General features: G+C 51.7%; 16 protein-coding genes, 1 tRNA gene and 1 pseudogene. 10 read left to right on the top strand and 8 right to left on the bottom strand.

Annotated features, from left to right (window positions below; genetic code table 11):
• Window positions 1-116: 116 nt before the first annotated feature.
• The 8 genes and pseudogenes from ACL2XN_RS22375 (at window position 117) to ACL2XN_RS22340 (ending at window position 5,300) form a co-directional block, all read left to right on the top strand.
• Window positions 117-482: a hypothetical protein gene (locus ACL2XN_RS22375; protein ID WP_410013627.1), complete on the top strand. Its 366-nt coding sequence runs from the start codon at window positions 117-119 to the stop codon at window positions 480-482.
• The gene (locus ACL2XN_RS22370) at window positions 482-1,042 is read left to right on the top strand and encodes an RNA polymerase sigma factor (RefSeq protein WP_413729499.1); all 561 of its coding nucleotides are present in this window, start codon (window positions 482-484) and stop codon (window positions 1,040-1,042) included. Before ACL2XN_RS22375 ends, ACL2XN_RS22370 begins: the two co-directional genes overlap by 1 nt.
• Window positions 1,043-1,166: 124 nt before the next feature.
• On the top strand, window positions 1,167-1,799 hold the full coding sequence (locus ACL2XN_RS22365) for a TetR/AcrR family transcriptional regulator (protein WP_413729497.1): 633 nt from the start codon (window positions 1,167-1,169) through the stop codon (window positions 1,797-1,799).
• Between the two features lie 233 nt (window positions 1,800-2,032).
• Window positions 2,033-2,674, top strand: a complete 642-nt coding sequence (locus tag ACL2XN_RS22360) for a TetR/AcrR family transcriptional regulator (protein ID WP_413729496.1) — start codon at window positions 2,033-2,035, stop codon at window positions 2,672-2,674.
• Window positions 2,675-2,713: 39 nt separating this feature from the next.
• Window positions 2,714-3,886, top strand: a complete 1,173-nt coding sequence (locus tag ACL2XN_RS22355) for a TCR/Tet family MFS transporter (RefSeq protein ID WP_413721389.1) — start codon at window positions 2,714-2,716, stop codon at window positions 3,884-3,886.
• A gap of 234 nt (window positions 3,887-4,120) precedes the next feature.
• Window positions 4,121-4,636, top strand: coding sequence for a ClbS/DfsB family four-helix bundle protein (locus ACL2XN_RS22350; protein ID WP_413721390.1), 516 nt, complete (start codon window positions 4,121-4,123; stop codon window positions 4,634-4,636).
• Window positions 4,637-4,949: 313 nt separating this feature from the next.
• Window positions 4,950-5,059, top strand: a pseudogene (locus ACL2XN_RS22345) (recombinase XerC); the annotation flags it as partial.
• Complete coding sequence (locus ACL2XN_RS22340; RefSeq protein WP_413723564.1) at window positions 5,049-5,300, top strand: type II toxin-antitoxin system ParD family antitoxin; 252 nt, start codon at window positions 5,049-5,051, stop codon at window positions 5,298-5,300. The pseudogene ACL2XN_RS22345 and the gene ACL2XN_RS22340, both read left to right, overlap by 11 nt.
• Window positions 5,301-5,303: 3 nt before the next feature.
• On the opposite strand, the gene tnpC is transcribed toward ACL2XN_RS22340, so the two are convergent.
• Complete coding sequence (gene tnpC / locus ACL2XN_RS22335) at window positions 5,304-6,872, bottom strand: IS66 family transposase (protein ID WP_413729495.1); 1,569 nt, start codon at window positions 6,870-6,872, stop codon at window positions 5,304-5,306.
• Between the two features lie 91 nt (window positions 6,873-6,963).
• On the opposite strand from tnpC, the gene ACL2XN_RS22330 reads away from it, so the two are divergent.
• Window positions 6,964-7,191 carry a SymE family type I addiction module toxin gene (locus ACL2XN_RS22330; protein ID WP_413721393.1) on the top strand — a complete coding sequence of 76 codons (228 nt, stop codon included), beginning with the start codon at window positions 6,964-6,966 and terminating at the stop codon, window positions 7,189-7,191.
• A gap of 38 nt (window positions 7,192-7,229) precedes the next feature.
• Here ACL2XN_RS22330 and ACL2XN_RS22325 read toward each other — a convergent pair whose 3' ends face one another.
• From ACL2XN_RS22325 to ACL2XN_RS22315, 3 genes are all read right to left on the bottom strand, one after another.
• Complete coding sequence (locus ACL2XN_RS22325) at window positions 7,230-7,478, bottom strand: hypothetical protein (protein ID WP_413721394.1); 249 nt, start codon at window positions 7,476-7,478, stop codon at window positions 7,230-7,232.
• Window positions 7,465-8,370, bottom strand: coding sequence for a hypothetical protein (locus tag ACL2XN_RS22320; RefSeq protein ID WP_413721395.1), 906 nt, complete (start codon window positions 8,368-8,370; stop codon window positions 7,465-7,467). Before ACL2XN_RS22320 ends, ACL2XN_RS22325 begins: the two co-directional genes overlap by 14 nt.
• A gap of 224 nt (window positions 8,371-8,594) precedes the next feature.
• A complete protein-coding gene (locus tag ACL2XN_RS22315; RefSeq protein ID WP_413723563.1) occupies window positions 8,595-9,263 on the bottom strand; it encodes an adhesin in 669 nt (222 codons plus the stop codon).
• A gap of 16 nt (window positions 9,264-9,279) precedes the next feature.
• Between ACL2XN_RS22315 and ACL2XN_RS22310 the strand changes: the two genes are divergently transcribed.
• Window positions 9,280-9,588, top strand: a complete 309-nt coding sequence (locus ACL2XN_RS22310; protein WP_413721397.1) for a hypothetical protein — start codon at window positions 9,280-9,282, stop codon at window positions 9,586-9,588.
• A gap of 105 nt (window positions 9,589-9,693) precedes the next feature.
• Here the strand turns inward: ACL2XN_RS22310 and ACL2XN_RS22305 are convergent, their stop codons facing one another.
• From ACL2XN_RS22305 to ACL2XN_RS22290, 4 genes are all read right to left on the bottom strand, one after another.
• Entirely contained in the window at window positions 9,694-21,450 is an 11,757-nt protein-coding gene (locus ACL2XN_RS22305; RefSeq protein WP_413729494.1) for a hemagglutinin repeat-containing protein, read from the bottom strand.
• Window positions 21,451-21,871: 421 nt separating this feature from the next.
• The gene (locus tag ACL2XN_RS22300) at window positions 21,872-21,982 is read right to left on the bottom strand and encodes a POTRA domain-containing protein (protein WP_413721403.1); all 111 of its coding nucleotides are present in this window, start codon (window positions 21,980-21,982) and stop codon (window positions 21,872-21,874) included.
• Window positions 21,983-22,124: 142 nt separating this feature from the next.
• Window positions 22,125-22,532 (bottom strand): hypothetical protein, encoded by a 408-nt coding sequence (locus ACL2XN_RS22295; RefSeq protein ID WP_413721404.1) that lies wholly within the window; start codon window positions 22,530-22,532, stop codon window positions 22,125-22,127.
• Between the two features lie 884 nt (window positions 22,533-23,416).
• A tRNA-Gly gene (locus ACL2XN_RS22290) sits at window positions 23,417-23,490 on the bottom strand.
• Window positions 23,491-23,664: the final 174 nt, after the last annotated feature.

Here is a 23,664-nt window from a genome sequence, read left to right as displayed (position 1 = left end):
ACTTACACTACAGACAATACGGAAGGTAGTGTTGTTCCGTACATGGGTCGCGCACGGCAAATATTTTCGCCGCTGATTCGTCTACCTCTGTATCTGAACAATGTGGAGTAGACAACATGAGAGATCGTAAGTTAAAGATATTGGTTATGGCCGTTGTGGCTATCCTCGCGGTTACCACGCTGGTCATGCTGCTGTGGAACGCGCTGCTGCCGGTAATATTCGGCGTAAAGAGCATTGGCTTTTTCCAGGCGCTGGGGCTGCTTATCCTCTGCAAAATCCTGTTTGGTGGTTTTGGCGGCCGGGGCATGTTCGGCCGCCGGGGCCAGGAAATGCGCGCGCGCTGGATGGCGATGAGCCCCGAGGAACGCGAGGCGTTTATTAAACAGCGCGGCATGGGCCACCGGCAGGGTCCCTGGCATGGCCACTGCCATCCTAGGGATCGGGGCAATGAACCGCGCGCCGACGATAACGGCCAGGCATAATGACTAACGCCGCGGACCGGCGCCACGATCTGCTGGCCGCGCTGCGCGGCTGCCAGCAGCGGCTGCGGGCGTTTATTGCCGGGCGCACCGGTAACGTCGCCGATGCGGAAGATGTGTTCCAGGAGATAAGCTATCAGCTGATCAAGGCCGATAGCTATCTTCATCCCATCGAGCAGGTCGCCGCCTGGCTGTATCGCGCCGCGCGCAATGAGATTATCGACCGGTCGCGTAAAAAGCGCGAATTATTGCTATCCGACGATGTGGACCAGGAATGGCCCGCCGGCGAGGAACTGGGCGAACTGCTGTTTAATGCGCAAAGCGGCGCCGAGGACACCTATCTGCGCGAGCTGGTATGGCAGGAGTTGGAACTGGCGCTGGCGGATATGCCGCCCCAGCAGCGCGAGGCGTTTGAAAAGACCGAACTTCAGGGCTACTCCTTTAAGCAGCTGGCCGATGAGACCGGGATCGCCGTCGAAACCCTGCTGTCGCGCAAACACCAGGCGGTGCTGTTCCTGCGCCTGCGCCTGCAGGTGCTTTATGAAGCGGTAACCGGTGCCTGAGCAGGCTGAAAATAGCCTGCCGTTATGGTCTCTCTGGCGCCCGGACCTCAAGGCGTTGTCCCTCTCTGCCGCGGCTCGAGGTATACTCAGTACATATACATACGCTGATAAGGTCCATTCGCCAATGCCATCCGACCGTCGTTCCCGTAAGCGCCTTGCCATGCGGCAAGCCATCTCCAATGCCGCCACGCGCCTCTTCATGGAACGGGGCTTCGATCGGGTGACGGTGGATGAGATCGCCGCGGCCGCCGACGTCGGGAGGATGACCGTGTTCAATCACTTTCCCCGCAAGGAGGACATGTTCTTCGATCGCGACGAGGAGGGCCGTGAACTCTTGCGCGACGCTTTGCGGCGCCGCGATCCCCAAGTCTCTCCCATCGAGGCGCTGCGCCTGCTCGCGCACCGGCTGGTGGCGGAACAAAGCCCCTATGTCGAATTTTCCGCCGGGAGCGAACGCTTCATGGCGACCATCGAGGGCAGCGAAACCCTTAAGGCCCGGGCGCGCGGAATACGCGACGAGATAGCGCAGGTGGTGACGCAAGCGCTATGCGCATGCGTGGGGCGGGACCCCGCCGATCCCGCCGCTCATCTGGCGGCCGGCCTGCTCCTGGCCACCTGGACCGTGGCCTTCATCCAGGCTCACCGGGTCTTTCGCCACCATCGGGACGCAGAGGAAGCGCAGGCCGCCTTTCTCGCTCTTATCGATCGGGGAACCCTCGGCCTGAACGCCGCCATGGCGGGCACGCCTTACGCCTGAGCGAACGGCTGCTCCCTGCCCGCTACATTCACCGGTGGCCCGTCATATAATAACCTCCCGTCGTTCCGCCGGCTGCGGGGGCCGCTGCCCCAATAGCCCCTCCGCGCTGTCGGCCGCCAAAAATGGACGTGATTAAAAATTTTACTGGACTTAATTTTATGATGATCATAAAATTTTACCAGACATAAAAATATGCCACAATAATAGAGACACGACCATCCGGGAGCGGACAAGTGAACATCAACGGTAAAGCGGAAGGGTTGCGTGAGCAAAAAAAACGCATCACACGCCAGCAGCTATCAAACACCGCGACGGAACTCTTTATTAAACATGGTTTTGATAATGTCACTATTACGGATATTGCCATCGCTGCAAACGTTTCTAAGATGACGGTATTCAACTACTTCCCGCGCAAAGAGGCACTTTATTTCGATCGCATTGACGAGATCCATCAATTATTACAAAGCGCTATCGACCGCCATCACGCGCTTTCGCCGGTGGCGGCATTACGGACCCTGGCCGCTGAACTGGTCGAACAGGAACATCCGTTAGTCAGGATGGATAAGGGTGTTGCCGACTTTTGGAGGGTGGTCGCGGAAAGCCCATCACTGCGCGTTTATGCGCTTGAGCAGTTTGAAATACTGGTACTGACGCTGAGCAATATCCTGTCCTCGCGCATCAACGCGCAAAATAATGATCCCGCGGCCAGCCTTATCGCCGTCATCGTGCTGAATACCTGGCGTATCGCATTCCAGGAAGCGCTGAGCCACCAAACCACTTTATCAATCAAAGATAGGCGGCAGGTATTCCTTGATCTTCTTGAGCGCGGCTTTCATGCCGCCGAAGCGACCGCACAGGGAACGCCCTATGTGTAAACCGTGGGGAACGGCGCTTGCCAACCTGATGTTGCAGCCATGGTGAAGAAAACGCTGAGCGTTATTTTTATTACCATTTGGCTTGACGCTATTGGCATCGGCATCATATTTCCTATTCTTCCGCGCCTTCTCGAAGATGTCATGCATACGGCGGACATCTCGCCTTACATCGGTATTATGGCGGCGCTTTATGCGCTTATGCAGTTTATTTTCGCCCCCTTTCTCGGCGCATTAAGCGATAATTTCGGCAGGCGCCGGATATTGCTGATTTCTCTTTCCGGCGCGGTGATCAACTACTTGATAATGGCTTTTTCCACCCAGCTTTGGATGCTGCTGGCCGGGCGGGCGATAGCCGGCCTCACTAGCGCGAATATAGCGGTCGCTATGGCCTGGCTGACTGATATAACCCCGCAACACAAACGCGCCCGGCGTTTTGGGTTATTTAATGCCATGTTTGGCGCTGGCTTCATCATCGGGCCGATTCTAGGCGGGTGGCTCGGCGACTACGGATTACGGCTCCCCTTCCTCGTTGCCGCCGGACTGAACACCGGTAACTTTCTGCTGGCGTTAACCGTCCTGAAAGAGTCCCGCACCCCGGCAAACCGGAAAATGAATTTGTCTGAATTTAACCCGCTCAAGCCGTTGCGCTGGTTATCCGCCTCGAAAGGGCTTTTGATTGTCACGCTGGTTTTCTTTTTCTTAAGCGCTACCGGCGAGGTTTATGGAACCTGTTGGGCGCTGTGGGGGCAGGATATGTTTCACTGGAATGGGTTGTGGATTGGCCTGTCCCTGGGCACGTTCGGAGTATGCCAGACACTGGCGCAGGCATTTTTGCCCGGCCCTGCCAGCCGGCTGCTTGGCGAACGCGGCACTATCCTGGCCGGCATTGCCTGCTCATGCCTGGCATTGATTATCCTGTCCATAAGCAACCAGAGTTGGATGGTGTTCGCGATTATGCCGCTTGTGGCCCTTGGCGGCATCGGCACGCCAGCCCTCCAGGCATTGGCTACCCATCAGGTTAACGCTGACCAACAAGGACAGCTTCAGGGCATATTGGCCTCGGCTGTCAGCCTGGCGTCTATTGTGGCTCCATTGATTTTCTCGACCTTATACTTTCTGGTCCGGACATGGTGGCCCGGCGCCATCTGGATTTCAGTCATTATCATTTATGCGTTCGCGGTACCTTTGATATATCGCTGCGCCCGCACATAACGTAAGCGTGTGGCCAGCGACCGACACTGCAAAATATCGCCTTATTCCTTTAGGCGAGCTTGCTCCCAATAGAAGATATCTATAAATAAAAACAATATATTAGTAACTTTTCAAAATAAGAACCGATCAGCTTAACGATGAGATTTACTCACACTTTCCTCGAAAGTGTTCGCATAAGTACCCCCGCCTTTGCCAAACTACCTCGATACCCCAACAACCGGAGAGGGAATTCTGATGGGTGTGCCGCAAACTAAATCGGAACTTCTGTTAGCCATCGACAAAAACTACAATAAATTATCAGGTTACCTCGCATCCATTCCGCCAGAATTAGCATCGGATCCATCCATGGAAGGGCATGCAAAAGGCTCTGTTATGAGTGTTTGCAATCTTGTCGCTTACTTAGTTGGCTGGAATAGATTAGTTATCAAATGGATAACGCGTGACGAAGCAGGACAGCCCGTCGATTTCCCGGAAAAAGGTTACCAGTGGAACCAGCTTGGTCTTCTCGCCCAAAAGTTTTATCACGACTATGGCGATGTGGATTTAGACTCGCTAAAAAACCAACTGCAGGAAGCTAAAAACGAAATCGTTGAATCTATCAATAAGCGATCCGACGATGATCTGTATGGAAAAGCGTGGTATGGCAAATGGACAATGGGAAGAATGATTTCTCTTAATACGTCTTCACCCTACGCCAACGCCTGCGGCAGGTTAAGAAAATGGGCAAAGGAAAATAACCTTAAGCTGTGAGGGAAGCTGGCGGAAAAATTGACTGCGAAAAAGCAACAGTCCCAGGTTTGGCAGCCCCCCTCAGCCATAGCGTTTAAAAACATCGGCGACGGCAAATCAGTTCTTATAGGGGCGTTATTGCGTAAGCGTACGTCCAGTCGCCGTCTGATTTAACAGAAGTCGTTAGATAACCTGGGTGCTCCTCTGTTAAATTGATCTGCGCCCCAGATCCTGGACTTCAAAATCAATCTGGTGGAACAGGCGCTCCAGCCCAGCGTATCTATTGCCAAACTGGCGTAGGAGCATGGGATCAACGACAATTTGCTATTCAACTGGCGCAGACCTGCGCTGGATACAGGCGATGCTGGGCCATGCCGCGTCAAATCGACTCAAATCTACACGCAGGTAAGCATCAAGGCGCTGTCGGCGGTGCATGCGTCAACGCGATAGGCCAGACGTTGACGACGATATCGGGTTGTTGCTCGACTTGATGGCAGAAGATGCCCCCACGGGGGTTGACGTTAATAAACCATCAAAGATACTAACAGATAGTAATAGATATTATTCTGTATCGGAGGCAACCATGACAACCAGTATCGCGCTAAGTCCTCACTTCGAAGAGTTTATCCGCGCACAAATCGACAGTGGCCGTTATAACGTAAGCGTCAACTCAGTGACGTATTGACGCTTATTCGGCAGGTATGACAAGGTTCCACGGCAGCAGATCTTTAATCTTATTGATGGGATGATCCGCGATTGTCGCCAGTACATGGCGCAGATAGGCTTCCGGTTCGACACCGTTCAGTTTGCAACTGCCGATCAGCGTGTACATCAACGCCGCCCGGTCGCCGCCGCTGTCCGACCCCGTGAAGAGATAATTTTCCCGGCCCAGGCTCACCACCCGCAGCGCGTTTTCCGCGATATTGTTATCGATCTCCGCCCAGCCATCGCCGGCGTAGTAACACAACGCCGGCCAGTGGTTCATCAGATAGTTGAACGCCTTTGCCGTATCGGCCTGTCGCGGCAATGTGGTGAGTTTTTCCCTGATCCAGCTCTCCAGGCCCATCAGTAACGGCTGGGTTCGCGCTTCGCGCACCTGTTGTCGTTCTTCGGCCGGGCGCCCCCGGATGTCGGCTTCGATAGCATACAGTTCACCGATCCTCTGCAGGGCTTCGGTGGTGGTCGGCGACGGATGGCGAACATGGATATCATGGATTTTACGCCGGGCGTGGGCCATGCAGCCGACCTCGCGGATAGGGCCTTCTTCGTATGGCGGGTTGAAGCCCGCGTACGCATCCGCCTGCAACAGTCCGCTGAACCCGGCCAGATGCGTTGGCGGATGAATCCCCTTGCGGTCCGGGCTGTAGGTGAACCACACCGCGGGTGGAAGTCGCGAACCGGCATTGCGGTCGTCACGCACATAGACCCACAGCCGGCCGGTTTTCGGCTTGCCTTTGCCCGATTGCAGCACGTCCACCGGCGTGTCGTCGACGTGCACTTTACCCGTGTTCATCACATAGTCGCATACCGCGTCGGCCAGCGGCGCCAGCAGGTTGCTGCACAGGCCCACCCAGCCGGCCATGGTGGCCCGGCTCAGTGTGACGCCCTGACGGGCGAAGATTTCCGACAGGCGATACAGCGGCGAGTGCTCGGCGTATTTCGCCGTCATCACGCGCGCCAGCAGGCCCGGACCGGCGATGCCACGTTCGATGGGGTGCGACGGCGCCGGCGCCTGGACGATGACATCGCAGCGGGCGCAGACCTTCTTCTTACGCCGGGTTTTTATCACCTTGAACGCGCTTTTAATCAGCTCAAGCTGTTCGCTGACATTTTCGCCCAGCGGCTTAAGATCGCCGCCGCAGGCGGGACAGGCCGGCTCGTGCGGCTCCAGGCAGCGCTCTTCACGCGGCAGGTGTGACGGTAAAGGCCGACGTACCGGTGAGGGGCGTGAGGCCGGCAGCATAGCCGGGCAATCGACGGGCGCATGCTGGACCTTATCTTCCGTCAGCAGCTCTTCCAGGCGATGCTCCAGTTGGACTATCTGTCGCCCGGCCTTTTCCGAGCTGCGGCCGAAGTACAGGCGCCGCAGTTTCGCCAGTTGCGCCAGCAGGCGGTCGATTTCTGCTTTGCGTGCGTTAAGGTCATTGTGCAGGGATGCGATAGTCGCCTGTTGTTGCGCGACCAGCGTTTGTTGTTGCAGTACCAGCGCTTGCAGCGCGGGCATATCAGTGGGCAAGGCATGATTTTTTCGTTTCATGCCAGGATGTTAAGGGAAGCTATCGGGTTATTACAATATCGCCAGGTTAAACGAAGTACGTTCCGGTTGTTTCCAATTAGGAGTAGTTACTATGGCTAAGCGCGATTGTAAGTCAGAACTTGGCACAACTGAAGTAAAACCATCACAACCTCGTTATTATACAGTAGGTTATGCACCTAATGGCGGAACGCGCCAGACCAGCCCGCAGTTGAAGATAAGCGGGCGGTGGCTTGATGAACTGGGCTTTAACACTGGGCAAACGGTAGTGGTAACGTCTGAGCAGGGATGCTTGACCATCAAAACTGAGCTTAACGTCTAGAACTAATGTTATCATCCCGGCATAAGGCCGGGATTTGACTATCTGATTTTTTGTATGTCTTTATAATAACAACAAAACAATATAATTCCGATTGGAAAACCTGTTAGGCCAATTTTGCAAATGATTTTTATCTCTTCTTTTCCAAAAGGAAATGGCTTATCAAATTCCCACATTAACCATCCTTTCAGTAAGTAAGCAAAGACACCACTTACAATAAAAATAAAAACCATTGAAAAACACATATATATCAATAAAAATAAACAAAATTTTAATTTATTTCGTTTCATCTTTAATTCCAGATACACTTTGGTTCAAGCGTTCTCCCACAACTTCAGATACAAACGAATCAGTAATATTTGCACTAATTGAAGGTAAAGGATTCATTGGCGCAGGCTTCGTTATTGTCCAGATCCCAATCGGCACCCATTCGTATTGTTTCGAGACTGGATTAAGTACCTTATCCATGGGGACTTTGAATACGTTTCCTGCAGCATAGCCCACTGAAGCCCCTGATTTACTCAGTAATGCCCCCATAAAAGGATCGTCCCCTTTTATTTCCGCCGAATAAAAGCCGCCTGCCGCATTCCAGGTGACGGTAGGGTTATATCCTTTACCCGCCGTGATTGCACCAATGACTCCAGCGTTGATCACATCGGTAAGTTTGACATCGCCTGTCGCCCCTGCTTGTATCGCCGCATTAGCCGCGCCCGATATTCCAGCAGCGATTAATTGCTCTTTTCCACTTGGCCCTTGAATAATGGATTTTGCACCCATCATAATGACTGGCCAAGACGTAGGGTCACTGACCACAGACAGCACTCTATCACCGGTAGTGATATTATCTTTAAGGAATTTAAGATCATTTTTATTTAGATAATTAACTAATGCGGCGGCTTCGGGCTGCTTTAATTTCTCATCTAGCCGAAATTGCGAAGGATGAGCATCATTGGCAACATTTGTTTCAGCCTGAATAAGCTCTTCCAATGTCACACAGGCCACGCCGCCACCGCTGCATGCATCAGCAAGTTCTTTCGCATTCTTGTTGCTGATATCAATGTATTTCTCAAGTAAGGGAGTGACGTCTTCACCCGTCTCTTTCAGGTCGGCTAGCTCTTTATCCAGTTGCCGTGCTTCTTTTGCACTCAGGAAGTTATTCTCCACCTTAGTCGGATGACCCATGCGTTTTCTTAGCGCTAAGCTTGGACTTAATCCAGATTCCCACGCCAAGCGTCGTACCGGCTACAGTAGCTTGCTTTAGAGAGGTCAAAAAGCCATCCCCAAGATAGAACATGAAATGGCCAATCTTGAAATAAACAATAATAGATGCCAAAAGCCTAGCTACGAATACTAATATAATGAATAAAAATATATTACAAATAACTAACACGCTGAGTTTTTTGAGGTCAGTTATTCCCATCATTCTCGTCCGCATTATCTAAATACTCTTTTACAGCTCCGCCAAGCATCTCGCTAGAGAAAGACCCGCCTATAGCCCCAGTTAGATGTGCTGTATTTTCTTTAATCAAGCCAGAAAATTTATCAGTCATACCTTTTGAGACTTTATTTCCTATAACAGTACCGGCCCCAGCCCCAATCATAGCATTGGTCGGATCTTCACCTTTAGCTGCACTACCAATAGCTGCACCGCCTATATTTATTCCCACGCTGGGTAAAATAGCTTTTCCTGTGGTCGCCGCTGCGGTAACCCCGGCCATTACCACATCAACATAGCTAAAAGGATCGCCTCCGCTGAGTTGGACGCCTGTATTAACACCAACACCGATCGCAGCATTGGTTACCATCCCCGTTTTGATCGATTGGCCCAGCGGCCCCAATCCAAACATTAGCGCGGGGTCACCCATACTCGCATTCGAAGTATGGTAACCCCAGGTGTTCATAATGGTGTGGGCTTTCTGCTGCGCTTCGCTGTTGGGCGCTGACTTAAGATAATCTTGCCCCGTCAATAAGCCGGTCACCAGCTCTCTGGTTACCGCATCTCCATGTTGAGTCTGCATATCGGCCGCGTAAAGCCTGATATAGCTTTTCAGTTCATTACGTTCATCGGCCGTCATCGCTGCCGGATCTTTCTTGAACTGGCTGACCAACGCATCACTGCGTTTATCGGCATTTTCCAGCGCTAAATACTCCTTCGCCGTTTGCAGCGTCTTATCACCGTTGATGATTTTTTCCGCTAAGTCGTCCCGTTTTGTCGCGGAACGGGTGCTCAGGAAATTATTCTCCTCGACTATTTTTCCAAAATTTCAATTATTGGATCCTGAAGAACCGCTATCTTCAAGTCTAACTTTTATCCAGATGCCGATACCGAGAATTGAACCCGCTGTGATGCCTCTTTTTAGTGAAAGTAATGCTGCTTCTTTCCAACTGAAGGAAAAATAACCATGCTTGAAATAAACTAAAATTGAGGCAACAAAGCTCCCAATCATACAAAGACCGACAAAGACTAAAACACACCGACAAATAAGAGAGATAAGTAAATGTAATTTATTTGTTGTCATTTTTAAGCCCAACTTTGTCTAAATCATCCTTTACGCTACTGCTGATGATCTCGTTTGTTGTAGCCCCCCCGACATTACCTATTAATCCTGCGGTTCCCTCTTTTACTGCTGTCGATAATCCTGTAGTAATGAATTTATCAGCTTTATTACCTAAAACAGTGCCTAGCCCAGCACCAATCATAGCATTGGTCGGATCTTCACCTTTGGCTGCACTACCAATAGCTGCACCGCCTATATTTATTCCCACGCTGGGTAAAATAGCTTTTCCTGTGGTCGCCGCTGCGGTAACCCCGGCCATTACCACATCAACATAGCTGAAAGGATCGTCTCCGCTGAGTTGGACGCCTGTATTAACACCAACACCGATCGCAGCATTAGTTACCATCCCTGTTTTAATCGATTGGCCCAGCGGCCCCAATCCAAACATTAGCGCGGGGTCACCCATACTCGCATTCGAAGTATGGTAACCCCAGGTGTTCATAATGGTGTGGGCTTTCTGCTGCGCTTCGCTGTTGGGCGCTGACTTAAGATAATCTTGCCCCGTCAATAAGCCGGTCACCAGCTCTCTGGTTACCGCATCTCCATGTTGAGTCTGCATATCGGCCGCGTAAAGCCTGATATAGCTTTTCAGTTCATTACGTTCATCGGCCGTCATCGCTGCCGGATCTTTCTTGAACTGGCTGACCAACGCATCACTGCGTTTATCGGCATTTTCCAGCGCTAAATACTCCTTCGCCGTTTGCAGCGTTTTATCACCCTCAATGATTTTTTCTGCCAACTCGTCTCGTTTTGTTGCTGAAGGCGTGCTTAAGAAATTATTCTCCACCGCGTTCTTCCCCGCCTGTGCACCCGCTACCGCATTGGCCGAACTGTCGCCCGCCAGGCCGCCAGCTAAGCCCGCAGCCAGTGTACTTAATACGCTGATGGTCTGCTTTTCTTCTTCGCTCAAGTCTTCGCGTTCGATATCTGGATAGAGATGCTGGGCAATATATTCGCCTATCACGCCCCCAGATGCCCCCGCTAAAGCACTGTTGCCATTCACCTGCGCCACCAGCGCGCCTAAGGCCGCATGCGCCATCAAGTTGGCTGTCGTATTCACTTCAGCCGTGCCCGCGTCAGTAGTCATATGGTGAATCCCTTGCGCCACATAGGGTGCGCCTGCGCCGACCAGCGCCTCCGCCATAGCTCCACCCGCCAAACCCTGCACTGCAGCAGTCGCCGCCTGGATCGCACGCTGGCAATAGCCACCGGTACCGAAGCCCGACTCCGTTAATGCCTCGTTATAGGCCGTCTGATATATCCGTTGTCTGATATCCTCATCCGACGGCGCTTCGCCTTGGTAATCCTTCCGCCACTGCGCTTCTGCCGCAATACGATCTTCGGGGTTCATGTTCTGTAGCTTTTCGTTCGCCGCCTGGGTAGCCATAATTTGCCCCTGAGTGCGCGCCACATCCGCCGCCTGGCTGCCTATTTCGCCAATCAGCCGCGCTTCCCTTAACCGCCGTTGCTCCTTCTCTTTATCGAAGATAGGACTAAGCGTTTGATGGGCGTTTGCAACATCGCGACTTAGGTCCGCCACATCCTGCCGGCCTTCCGGATTACGAAGAGTAATAGCACCTTCAGACACCGCCGATTGCGTGATAGAGCGACTGTTATCGTTGCTGTTGTTCCCCATCGGCATGGCGTTCGCCATATTGCCGGCAAACTGCCCGCCGATATTTCCGCCGTTGCCAAAATTCGCGCTCTGGTGCGTCACCTGAAAATCGGCCTGGTTCTCGATATTGCTAAAGCCCAGGGTGCCGGTAGTCAATGAATTATTGCCCGCCTCGGCGGTCGAACCAATCACCGCGCCGGTGAGCTGAGTATGTTCCCCCACCGTGATATCAAAACCACCCTTACCGGCGAAAATCCCCGTTTGCTCCTGCACCGAGCGGTAGCTGCTGTGTATCTTATCCCGGCTCAGATTAATATTTGCCGAACCACTCATCGAACCAAAACTGAAGCTGCCGCCCGCGCTAGAACTCTGCTGTTTGCAATCATAACTTTCTTGGTCCTGCACGCTGTTCAATGCCAGATTGCGGCCGACGTTCATCGTCACCGTCTCACCGCTTAGCTGCGCTCCGGCAAGGGTGGTATCACGCAGGCTGCTGATATTCAGCAAATTACCGCTAGTCGCCGTCATTACGCTATGCGTTATCTTATAGCCTTCCTCATTGCCGCTCCCCTTATTGATACTGGCCGACACATTTATGCCCCAGCCGCCCTGGCCAACACCAATACCTATACCGACGCTGCCTCCCTTGCTCTCATTTTTACCCTCCACGCGCAGCGTATTTTTAGCCGACTGAAGATTGATATCTCGCGCCGCATCGATGAAGATATCTTTCCCGGCCTGAAACCGGCCACCCCGCACGGTGATATCGCTGCCTGTGGAGCGGATGGATAAGTCTCTGGCCGCTATCAGTTGGCTTCCCTGGCTCTGTGTCCAACTAACGGTCTTCTCCGATTTAGAGGACTGGCTACCATAGGACAGACTAACGCCGATAGCATTTTTGTCATTGGCGTTTGTCGCCGCCAGAGCACCGCTTTGCGCGGCCTGCACACTGCTCAGCGCCGCCTTGATGCCCTGCAATGCCGCCAGGCGGTTATCGTTTTCCTTGCTGGCTTCAGCGGTATTGGTAGCCGCTGAATTTACCGCGCTGCCCACCGCGCCGGATAACGCCAATGTCAATCCACTCCATTTCTGCTGGAATTTTTGGGTCTGTGTGCTCTGGTTTTCAGCCGACATGATAGCAATGCTATTACCGGTCAGGTTGATATTTTTGCCCGCTAGCAACTCGGAGCCCCGCACCAGGATAGCATCGCCTGCATCCATTGTGACGCTGCCATGTGTAGCTCCCAGTATGCTGCCTGTATGGCTGATATTTAGCGCGCTATTAGCGTTATTAGTGATGCGGTTGCCAAAACGATAGCCGATGACACCGTTGTCGGAAAGTCCGGATGTCTTGCTCTGACTCTCCGCGCCGGCCTGAAAGTGGTTTTGCGCAGCCTCAACCATTATATTTTTTTTTGCCATCAATATCATATTCTGGTCGGCTACCGCGTTACTGCCTGCTATTTTGATATCGCCGCCACTCAATAAGATGATTTTCTGACCACTTAGCAGGCTACCACGGGACACGCTACTTCTCTCATCCCCTTGATACGCGGATTGGCTACCACTAATAAGCCGTTTACAATTGCTGTTGCCATCTTGTTTTGCATAAAGTTTATCTTGGCTGCCATACACGACGATGTCCCCCGCCGCTTTAATCGCTAATATGCCAGTCTCGCTTTGTACCTCATATCCTGTTAAAGCGCTATGCCCATACCCGGAAGTAACATGCGCCCCGGCCTGCAACTGGCTAGCCCGCACAGTGATATCGCCGCCGGTGGCGTGTATATTAAGATTCGCGCCCGCGGTCAACTGACTGCCGCGGTTTTTTGATTGGCTGATGAATTGCTCAGATTTGCGGGACTGTTTACCGTATGAGAGACTTACGCCGCCAACATCAATTTCATTGACATCACTGGGCTGTAACATGCCGCGCTGCGCAGTCATCTGTTTACTCAGCGAGGCCTTAATATCCCGACGCGTGGTCGGCCCGCGATGGCTTTCTTTGACGGCTATAACACTACCGGAGACGGCCGACTTCACCATACTACCTATCATGCCGAAGGGGCTAGCACTCAGTCCGCTCCGCTTTAGCTCAAACTTATGAGTTTGAGTACTCTGATTTGCCACCGGGAGAATATCAACATCCTTACCGGCCAGATTGATTGCGTTACCCGCCAGTACATCCGAGCCTTGCACCCTAAGGGTATTGCCCGCGTAAAGGGTTACGTCGCCCTGGCTAGCGCCCACCGTGCTGCCTGTATGGCTGATAGCATCCAGGGTATCGGCGGTTTTCGTACGGAGATTATCGTTGCTAAAGCCGATACCGCCGGTACTGCAAAAACCTGATTTCTGGCTCTGGCTCGCCGCGCTGGCCTGATATCGATTTTCCGTAGCGTCCACCATAATGTCGTTGCCCGCCAGCAGTGAGATAGCCTCGCTGGCAACAGCATTACTGCCTAACACATTAATATTCTGAGCACTGTGCAGAACAACCTTTTGGCCGCTCAGCAAACTGCCCTTGGATGTGCTGCTGCGCTTTTCAATTTGATAAACACTTCTTTTGCTGCTGACATAACCTTTACTGCTGCTGCTGCCCTGTTGCTTGAAATGCCGTTTGTCCCGGCTGGCTATGACTGAGATGTTACCTGCCGCTTGCATCTCTATCGCTCCTGTTTCACTTTGCATTTCACTACCCTGCAGCGTGATATCGCCCTGCCCGGCAACGATAAGTGTACCTTGCCGATCGTTAAAGACGCTGCCCAAAGAAATATCACTCTCCATATCAATTTGGCGCTGGCTTCGCCCGCTGCCCTCTTGCCGACGTTCGCTATCGCTTTCGCTCAACTGTTGGCGCGCTTCCTTAATGATTGCCTGTTGCGCACTCAAGGCGATACCGCCTGAAATACTGTCAACCGTGGCTCCTTGCGCGACAAAATTCTTTCCGGACAAAATCATAACGCCGTGATTACCTTTCAGTGTGCTGATGTGCAAAGCGTCTGCCCGGCGGCTGTTTCTTACCGCCGAAGTGCGGCCCCCCGCTTGCAGGTGAGTATTATTAGTGGTGGTATCGGCCAATAATGCGATATTCCCTCCAGCCCGCGCATAAAGCTTGCCACCGGCGGAGGCTTGGCTGCCTTGCAAAGTTGTATCATGAAGCGACTGTAAAATAAGGTTATTTCCCGCCGACAGGTGGCTGCCCAGCGCTTGCTGCCATTCCCCGTGGACCCGGGCCATCCGCGGCCCGCTTACCGTCATTGCTGCGCTTATGCTCTTATTCAATGGGTCAGCTATTATGCTCCGGCCTTCACCACCGCCTCGGTTGCCCAAGGAGCCGGAGATCATACTCAAATCCGTATCGGTGCGACTACGGGCCATGGTTATGCTTAGGCTATTGTCGGCACTGAGGCTGATATTTTCCTCAGCGCTGAGCCTGGCGCCCTGCAAACTGATATCGCCGCCGCTTATGCTGATATTACGGGCGTTCATACTGGCCTGACGCAGTGCGTCCCGCAGATTGGTGTTTAATGCGACACTGTCAGCATGTAAACGTATGCTGTCGGCATGGATGCCGCCGCCAGTATTGTTAAAGAGACGGCTGTCAATATTCAGCGCTCTATCTGCATAAAGGTTACCGATATTGTTGATGGTTTTCATGGACAATCGCAGATTACCACCAGCAATCAAGGCGCCATGCCCCGTTAATCCGGCTTGGTTCCGGGGGCTTATCAATGCGCATACCGCCTGTGTACAGCCGGCGACGTCGCCCGTGTTGCTCTTCAGCGAAAGGATCTGATTATGCAAAGCAGCGTGAAGTGTCGGCGTTAACGCCATAGGGGGCGTGAGATATGAATCTGTCGTGACTCCGGAAACATGTTCTTTGGTAATCAAGGCTAGCTCGTTGGAATCGAAGGCGCTGTCGATAGCCGGCAGTAGTACAATAGCGGACTGCCATGCTCTGGGTGCACCATCAACCGCCGACGGATGAGTTACCCACTGCGCGCTGTCAAATCCCTCCGTATTCGGCCCAGTTACCAGCGCGTTGATTTGCGCTGGGTTGACCATGATATTCTCAAGGCGTGCGCCTTTAAGGGTGACATTGCCCCCGCCGTTAATTATCCCGTCGACGGTAGACAATGCGGTAGTCTCATCACGATTGAACGTGGGATACCAGTGTTTAGCGTCTCTGTCGTAGTGATCGACGATGTATTCCCTGCGCCGTTCATTTATTGAATAGGCCCGGTTAGTAATATTGGCGCCACCACTTGTGAGGTGGCCCCTGGCGCTAATGATACTGGCATCATTCATTAGCTGCCCGGCAACGCGCAGATCCATATTGCCACCTGACAATATGCTGGCGCCATTGCCAGCGGATACCAGTTTATCCCTGGTCACGGTTCCGTTCACCGTGCGCTCCCGCAAGTTACTGTAATCGGTCACAAACGGTATATCGGCAATCGCTATATGGCGTTCGGGACTCCATAGCTCAACCTGGCCCCGGTCATGTTCACGCCAAAACATATTGTGATAACGTGTAGGAGTAGATGTTTCCGGCAGTTTTAATATTCGTGACCCAGAGAAGCCAATCTGACGCGGCCCCCGCATTTCATAAAACGTCATGTTGTGGCTACCATCGGCATTCGGATCCAATGTCAGATAATGAGTCCACAGGTTCACCAGTTCTCCCCGATGGTTCTGCACACGCACTTCCACTCTTTGGGCAGCGGTGTCTATATTCAGCAATGTGCCATAGGGGTGAATGCCCGCAGCGTGCTCATCACGAAACGTCAGCCTTTGGGTCGTTGGCGCTACGGTATTAACGTCGGTATTCTCCTTAGAACCATACGAACGCCAATATAAATTATAACGATGCCAATTATAGTCGTTTTGCTCAGCATTCCGTGCAATATCCAACCCTTCGCGCAGGTTATCCAGGCGTTTGGCCTCTATCGTGATGTCTCCTCCGGCTTCGATATGACTGGCGCGATTTTCAATGACATTACCGCTCGTCAGATACATTGCCCCCCCACTGTGAATCAGGGCGCCGCCCATATTGCTTAGCCGCTCCCTCGTTTGCAGGTTGAGATGCTCAGTGGCGGCGATACAGCCGCCACTGCCTTTATTCTCAATAAGTTTGCTGCGGACGGTAAGCGATTTACTTGTTAAAGATGCGTTATTATTCAGAGTATCGAGATTGAGATTGAGCGTGATTGCTTCGATGCGCCCTTGATTGGACATTACGCCAGTGCTTACCTGCAACTTATTGGCCACCAGCCGGGCTAAATTATTAAAATGCGCGCTGTTGAGAGTCAGGTCGCCAGGCAATAGCCAATCCGCCACATTGTTTAATAACCCAGACACCGTTAGGTTAACAGCGCTGTTGCTGCTTAGCGTATCCCCATTCCGTTGGATAAAATCCTGTCGCATATTTAGCGTTAACGGCCGCTGGCTTAGCAACGTGCCGCCCTGGTTATCCAATAAACCGGTGTCGATCGCAAGGGTCCCACCGCTTTGGATATTGCCGCTTTGGTTAAACAGCGCCAGGTTTGACGCATCATCGCTCTGTATAGTAAGTGGGCCATGGCTTAAAATATGCCCGTGCCGATTGTCTAGCTTGTCTTGTAATATCAAGGTTAAGGCACCCGCGCTTTCTAACCGGCCCGCGGTATTGTCCAGCTCGCGCGCGTGGGTACATGTACGCGACTTGCCAAACACTATGCCGCCGTCGCGATTGGTCAATTGCCTGGTATGCACGTCCAATTTATCTTGGCTCGTTATAACGCCCTGATTGTTTTGCAACAGGTCAGCCAATATTCGCAGTGCCTGATTGGTACATAGTTTGCCTTGCGTATTTATGAACTCTCGGGACTTCAGTTTCACCGCGCCTTGGCTGGCAATATTGCCGTTGCGGTTATCCAAGGTGTCGCCAAACCGCATGGATAGATTATCAAACGCCCTAATTCTGCCATGTGAGTTAGCGAGATTACTCGTGTATATTGTGCTGTTCCCACCGCCGGAAAGGTTTCCGCCCTGGTTATCCAGTAAACCGGCGTCGATCGCAAGGGTCCCACCGCTTTTGATATTGCCGCTTTGGTTAAACAGCGCCAGGTTTGACGCATCATCGCTCTGTACAGTAAGTGGGCCATGGCTTAAAATATGCCCGTGCCGATTGTCTAGCTTGTCTTGTAATATCAAGGTTAAGGCACCCGCGCTTTCTAACCGGCCCGCGGTATTGTCCAGCTCGCGCGCGTTGGTACTTGTACGCGACTTGCCAAACACTATGCCGCCGTCGCGATTGGTCAATTGCCTGGTATGCACGTCCAATATATCTTGGCTCGTTATAACGCCCTGATTGTTTTGCAACAGGTCAGTCAATATTCGCAGTGCCTGATTGGTACATAGTTTGCCTTGCGTATTTATGAACTCTCGGGACTTCAGTTTCATCGCGCCTTGGCTGGCAATATTGCCGTTGCGGTTATCCAAGGTGTCGCCAAACCGCATAGTTAGATTATTAAACGCCCAAATTTTGCCATGTGAGTTAGCGAGATTACTCGTGTATATTGTACTGTTCCCACCGCCGGAAAGGTTTCCGCCCTGGTTATCCAATTTTCCGGTGAGTCCTATTTCAAGCGTCCGCGCTCCTTGCATGAGTCCGTGGTCACGATTGAGCAACTGGTCCGTAAATAGAGATAATGTACCCTCACACAATACTTTGCCGGCGTCATTATTCATCAGACTGCGCTCGCCGGGAAGCAATATCAAATCTTGCTGAGCCGTCAGGACGCCGCCTTGATTATAGATATTGCGTTTACTCTCCAAACCTAACCTAGCGCCAGATTTCATCTCCCCCTGGCGGTTATTTATCTCATACTGCGAACTGATTTCCAGATTTAACTGGCTTTGCACCGTCCCTTCTTGATTGTTTAACGATTGTGTGGTGACTGCCAGGGCCTTGCCGCTTTGAATGTTTCCGTTCTGGTTAAATAGCGACAGACCAGACGCATCAACACGCTCTATTGTAAGAGAGCCATGAGTCACGAGATGCCCGTGCCTATTGTCTAACTTTTCCAGTAATGTCAGGATAGAGGAACCCGCGCTTTCTATCCGACCCGCGGTATTGTCGAGCTCGCGCGCGTTCACCACGGTAAATAACTTGCTAAACACTATGCCGCCGTCACGATTGATCAAATGCTTGGTATGCACGCCCACTGTATCCTGGCTATTGATAACACCCTGATCGTTCTGTAACAGGCCAGCCGAAATTCGAAGAGGCCGATTGGCACAAAGTTTGCCTTGTGTATTTAAGATATCTCTGGACTTTATATTTATCGATCCTTTACTGACAATGTCACCGCGGCGGTTATTTATCCCAGACCTTGACTTGATAGCCAGATCTGACTGGCTTTGCACCCTCCCCTCCGTATTATTTAAATAATGAGCGGCGACGGCGAGTGCCCCGCCGCTTGAGATATTGCCGCCCGAGTTAAATAGCGATTGAAGAGAAATATTGCCGCCATTGATATCAAGCGCGCCCGTGGATGAGATGTACCCCTGCCGGTTGTTTAATAGATCAACCAATAGCAGGGTTAACGAACTGTCACTTTTTACCTGTCCCGCGGTATTGTCCAGCTCACGTGCATGCACATCCATGCTCGTCGCGCCCTTCAGCATACCGCCGTTGCGGTTGTACAATCGCACGGCTTGTAGCGTCAATGCATCCTGGCTACTGATGACACTTCGAGAGTGTTGCCCTTGTTTACTCTCTATCCGCGGTGGCTGATTGGCTTCTGGCGCGCTTGGAATATTGAGGATAGTTTCGGCATGTAGACGCTGAGCCCGCCGGCTGAGAATTTCACCATCGCGATTATCCAAAACGCGGGTAAACTGCATGACCAACATGCCTGATGACTGAATACTTCCTAAAGAATTGATTAAACCAAGCGCGCGCACATTACCGTTGCCATCGCTCACGACATTACCGTCCTGATTTTCCCATGTCCCTGCGAGGTCTATTTCAAGCTCCCGATGGCTATGCACCATGCCGCGCTCGCGGTTGGTTAAATGTCCCCCTTGCAGTGATAATGCGCCTTCACTTGATATCTTGCCTGCGTCATTATCAAACAAGCTCTTCATACCGCCTTGCCAGATCAAATCTTGTTTTGCCTCTAACACGCCGGCTTGATTAGAGACATTCCCTTTACTTTTCAACGTCAGGTTTGCGCCTGATAACATCTTGCCGTGGCGGTTATTTATCCTCTCTCCAGCGGTAATGGCCAGATTGGATAAGCTTTGCAGCGTGCCCGCTTGGTTATTCAACGTAACAGTATTCAGTTCCAAGCTGCCCGTACTGCTCAAAACCCCCATTTGGTTTGAATGCAGATGGTTCACATGCCAGCGTTGCGCTGTATCGCTCAGTACTACAAAACGTCCGCGCAGGTTATTCAGGTCGGCGGCATGCAATCCGATCTGCCGTGCTTCAATAACCCCATCAGTGTTATCCAGTCCACCCGAAAGGGTCATATAGCTTTTACCCTGGCCTTCCTGCAACCAAACGCCCTCCTGGTTTAACAGACCATCGGCGAAAATCTGCCAACGTCCAGCCCGGATGCGGGCGTGTCGGGTATCAATGTCGCCGGCGCTCTCCACTATTAACTCCCCACTTTCCACATGCGCCTGTTTTAGGACAACGCCTTCCGTTGCTGTTAATTTGGCCCAGTCGGCCTTCAAACGGCTTTGTTTTAAATTCACTCGAGGGCTTGTGATATCGACTCTATTCAGGCTCATTAAACTACCGCTGGCGTTTACCACCGACTGACTTCTAAGTGTTAAATCCGCCATGCGATGCAGTGTGCCGCTCGCATCACTGCCCGCTAACAGTCGCCCGCTGCTCTGAATGGCTTTTTCAGCGCATAATGAGACATCGCCCGCCGCCGCCAGCGTGCCGGATTGCTTAATCTTCCCCTGCCGGCTTACCAGGATAAGCTCTCCGCCACTGTAGAGTTTGCCGGAATGTTCAACACTACCCCTGGCTGTCAGGGTAATATCCCCTGTGGCTACTGTGGTAGGTTCCGTTAATCCAGACTGCAAGAACAATTTGCCCTCGCTGCTCACCGTTAGCGTCTTCTCAGCCACCAAGTGCCCGCCCTGGTTACGTACGCCTACCCCGGATTCTGTGCCGATCATCCTGATATGGCCACTATACATCCCTCCCATTCGCCCCATATCGATAGCAAACTCAGCAGGCTTATCCTTTCCACCAGGCAATGTGCCTATTATTCTGCCCTTTGCATTGATTTGGTTGCGCCCGGCGGCGATTGAAATGCTTTTTTTGGCCCAGATTCCTGCGTTTACCTGCACCGCTTGCGCCATGATATCGACATATTGGGTATCGTGGCGCGCGTTCCTGTTGAGACCACTGCCTTCAATCCGGATTAGCCCACGTTCCACATGATAGCCAGCAACAGTACCATCCGCATTAAGCTGTGGTTTACCGGTGGTGAGCGTCATACGCCCGGCATTTATGGTTCCGCAGCCGTCGCATAGTATGCCGGATGGGTTGGCGACGATGACTTGCGCCTGACCGCCTGCCACTTCGAGATAACCCCGCAATTGGCTGGGATCGCTGCTGTTCACTTGATTAATAATGACACTTGCGGGTGCGACATTGGGATCGAATCTGCTATTTCCCGGAATATCACCTGCTAATTGGGTCGATGTCATCACTGCAGAGTTATTGAGGATGGCTCCTTCTTGGCCGACATCGAACTGCTGAAAATGATTGTGTGAAACTCCCGCCTGGTTGGGAGCATTGATATTGACTTGTGGTAACCCATTATGCGTTATTACCACCTCTGGGCGCTGTTCGGGTGCAAAGTGGCCATCGGCGATAATTCCGCCGGCAGACACGTAGCAGGGAAACAATGCCAGACCGATACGCCACACGACACAACGCAGCGTTATCCATATGCGCTGCATGCCAGTACCGCGGCGTTGCCCTGGCCTAGCGCCGCAGCTGCGGGCCAGCTCCGAGACTACCCTTAACTCACCCCGTGATCGGCTGAAAATAATGCAATAGCACTGTTTATTCATAACTGACTTCCCTGTTTAAAAAATATCCATTTTAAAAACACCAACAGAGTGGTACTAACATTGACCTTTATAGTTCTACATTGATGCTAAAACCGCTGGTGAGGCCGGAGGTATGGAACTTATCCGGCTTAACCAGCGGGACGCCGGCAAAAAAATCAAAACTAAGACACTTCCACAATGCGCCCCGCAGACCTAAGGCGCCGCCAGCCAGTTGATGTTCTGCCAAATAGCGGGTGCCGAGACCATCCGCACGACCATAATCCAACGCCCAATGGAGTTTTTGACCACGCGACCATGGATTTCAAGCCAACTTATTGCGCCAGGTAATGCCTTTGTCGCCGGATATTTTTTTTCCCCTGCAAATCCACGGATGGTGTAGCGCCAGACAATCCTGTTTCGTCAATCGCTGGTAACGTCCCGATCACCAGGTATAATCTTTGATATCGGCATTAGCGTTGTACACATCGGTAAAATTCTCCAACGCTTGTTCGATATCGCGCAGGTTAAGGATATCTCCTGTAACTGACGGCATGGCATTCCATAATCTGGCGCGGTAAGACACGGCCCGACAAACTGGATTTTAGCAATGCGTCCGGGCTGAAGCGTTAGCGCCAACATCCCTTGAGTAATATCTTGATTCTGCGCCATAACGCGCGTGGTCACATGCCCATGATCTATTTTGTATTTTGTATTTTGTCGATAGCCAGCCGGCTGCCCTTTGCTTCCAAGCAAGGTCCTTTCGCTTTTTTGGCAGCGTCAAGCGCCCATTGAAAATGTCTGGCGGTATCCCCTTCTAATTTGATGGTGTTGATAGTGAAACAAGGAGATTCATTAGCTGGGTAATCAGGCAATAAAACATTTGCGCGGGTGAGCCGAATGTCTCTTTTCGGAAACAAATGCTGCTGAAAAACCCGTTCCCACTCCAAGTGCCGAGTTTGCTCCTGAGCGTCAAACGAAGCAGAAATGTCCTTTGTCGGGAATGCGTGTATACTGGCTAACGCAAGCGCTGAATGTTGAACAACCAAGAAGAAAACGCCAGATCTAAAGGCGTGGATCAGAAAGTTATATTGGATACAATTCATCCCTGTATACCTCAATCAATTCCAATAAGCATAAGACACGCCTTCCGGTGCGGGTTATTAGGTAGAAAATTTACGATTCCCTTTTAATGGCTTTTTTAAGGGTGTGTTTTCCTACGCCGCGTGATTACGGTTTAATCCCCAGTTTATCAACTCACTATTGCAGTTTACGGGAGCAGACACCCTTGCTCGTTCCCGGCAGTTAACCTGCGAATATTGTCTGCAAGCACATCAAGGCCATCGTTGCAGGACAATGCTTAGATTATAACGGTGAGAATAAATAGCGTTATAAATTACAATCATTTGTACTATCATGCTTATAAAAAATATACACATATCTTAAGTAAATACAGTGTGATTACAATAACGCCAGTTTAAACAGAATGCGTTTTAGTTTAGAAAAGGGATAATAATACATTATTATGCTGCTGCATTTAAAAATAGCGATTATGATAATGTTAGTATTGTTTAACCATGCGACTGGAGAATAGGCAGCATGTGTTCGCAAACTACGCCTTTAGGTTATTCATCAATGCTTTTCATGGGCGCGTGCAAGCGAACATTTCATCAATTCGGACGTTTCAGTCTATGCGACCAAGACGATTTATCATATTCCTCTATAGACTTCGACCGTGTCGTGCCGGAATTTAAGACCCATCCTTCACGCTGGAACAACCATATCCATTTGAACAGGTGCTTGTCATTCCCGTTATGGCGGTGAGCGACGCTGATGCGTCGTGCTGTCGGGCAAGCTAAACCAGCGTTAGCTATAGCCCTGATCGTTTCATCATTCGCGTGTGGCCCGGTTCGCCGTTTTTGACAATCTATACAAGGGTGCAAACAAAGCCTGGAGAGTAAGAGGAGAAGCGAGATGCAGATATATTTTTTGGAGCGGGTGAAGGGAATCGAACCCTCGTATGCAGCTTGGGAAGCTGCCGTTCTACCATTGAACTACACCCGCACGGCCGCGCTCGGGGAAAGCGCGAGAGGCATTATAACCTTATGCCGGTGCCTGGCAAGCGGTGCGGCGATTAACTGCGTGAGTTTTAAGCGGTTATCCCCTAATAAAAAACGGCGCCCCGGAATATTGGCGCGCAACCAACATTCAAGGCGCCGTTTAGCTGCTGCCTGCGGG

The organism is Sodalis sp. RH22, from assembly GCF_047324165.1.
Classification (GTDB): Bacteria; Pseudomonadota; Gammaproteobacteria; order Enterobacterales; family Enterobacteriaceae; genus Acerihabitans.
The sequence above is the reverse complement of the archived record's forward strand: the minus strand, read 5'-3'. Positions and strand labels throughout refer to the sequence as shown.